This window comes from Kitasatospora sp. NPDC034035 (assembly GCF_055575755.1).
Window position 1 is genome coordinate 1 of sequence record NZ_JBVISA010000109.1, and the last position, 1,632, is coordinate 1,632.

The following is a 1,632-nucleotide window of genomic DNA, read 5'->3' on the forward strand; positions in this document are numbered from 1 at the left end:
TGAGCCTTCGCCATCTTCGAACATGCTGGTCGGAGGGGCTGGCGTGACGGTTGTCCGGGGTGCTCGTCCTGGTCGTGGGCGGGAGTCTGCGGTCTTGATCGTCTGACGGGGCGGGCCGGGGCGGTTTCTCTGGTTCCTCCACATCGCGGGCCCGGAGCCGCCTACCATCCGGTTCATGGTGGAGTCCGAGATCGCGGAACGGATCGCCGCGCGGCGCGCGGAGTTGGACGAACTGGAAGACCAGCTGGTCAAGCAGCTGGAGGAGGTGCGGACCGAGCGCGACGAACTCGCGGTGGCCGAACGGGTCTGGCAGCGGATGGCCGAACAGCTCGCCGTGGAATCGCCGGTGGCCGAGCCGCCGGCGGTGCGGGTCGCAGGCCGAGCGGTACTGCTGGTCCCGCACCGTGGGCCCGGCGTGTCCGAGGACGCGCTGCCGCCGGACTACCAGCGCATCCTCGCCATCGTGCGCGACGCGGGCGGGCCGGTCGCGACCAAGCACGTCGGCGAGGTACTGGGGCTTCAGGTCGCGGTGCGGGGCAAGTTGGAGCCGCTGCGCGGGAAACTGTCCAAGCTCGCCGGGCGGGGCTGGCTGCGCAAACTGCCCGACGGCGGCTTCACCGCACGCCTGTGACCAGGTCGGCTGCGCGGATCGCACCGTAACTTGGGCGCCCCCGACGGTCGTTGAGATTGTGTGACGAATAACAACGCGCCCGTCGAGGGCGTCTCCCTTGTCTACCAGTGCAAGCTCAACCTGTCCACGAGCACCCTGGTCTGCCTCGCTGACCTGCTGCGATCTCGCCTGAAGGCGATACGTTCCCCGTGGCGGTCGCTGCCGCCGGGCCGGATCGCGGTGCTCGTGCTGGCGATGCTGCGGCACGACCAGCGCCTTCTCGACCTGGCCGGCGGCAACAACGTGCCCGAGTCCACCCTGCGGCGCTGGCGCGACGAGATGATCGACCTGCTCGCCGCCAAGGCCCCGCGCCTGGACCGGGCGCTTCGCCAGACAGCCCGGCGGGGAGGGGAGGTCGTGCTGATCGACGGCACCCTGATCCCCACCCAGCGCCGCACCGGGCGGGACAACCGCCCGAACTACTCGGGCAAACACCACCGCCACGGCCTGCACTTCCTCGCCCTGACCGACGAGAGAGGCAAGCTGATCTGGATCTCCGCGGCCCGGCCCGGACGCACCCACGACGCCACCGCCGCCCGCCGCGACAAGATCGTCGAGCACCTGAAGGCGGCCGGGCTCGGCGCGCTCGCCGACCTGGGTTTCATCGGCGTGGACAAGCCCGACGACCCCGATGACCTGGTCATCGTCACCGGCTACAGGGCCACCCGCGCCCGAAAGCTCACCCCGGGGCAGAAGCAGGCGAACCGGATCCTGGCCGCCGGACGAGCACCCGTCGAACACGGCTTCGCGCACCTGAAGGCCTGGCGGATCCTCACCAAACTCCGCACCGACCCCGGCCGCGCCACTGCCCTCCTGCGGGCCCTGCTCGTCCTGACCAACTTCGAGATCGACCGCTGACGGACGATCAAGACCGCAGACTCCCGCCCACGACCAGCACGAGCACCCCGGAGAACCGTCACGCCAGCCCCTCCGACCAGCACGTTCGAAGATGGCGAAGGCTC

2 protein-coding genes are annotated in these 1,632 nt (G+C 70.4%); both read left to right on the top strand.

The annotated features are described in order from the left end of the window. Positions 1-175 precede the first annotated feature (175 nt). Positions 176-631 (top strand): hypothetical protein, encoded by a 456-nt coding sequence (locus ACZ52J_RS42830; RefSeq protein WP_465626857.1) that lies wholly within the window; start codon positions 176-178, stop codon positions 629-631. A 60-nt stretch (positions 632-691) separates the two neighbouring features. Next, positions 692-1,528, top strand: a complete 837-nt coding sequence (locus ACZ52J_RS42835) for a transposase family protein (protein ID WP_465626859.1) — start codon at positions 692-694, stop codon at positions 1,526-1,528. The last annotated feature ends 104 nt before the right edge of the window (positions 1,529-1,632 follow it).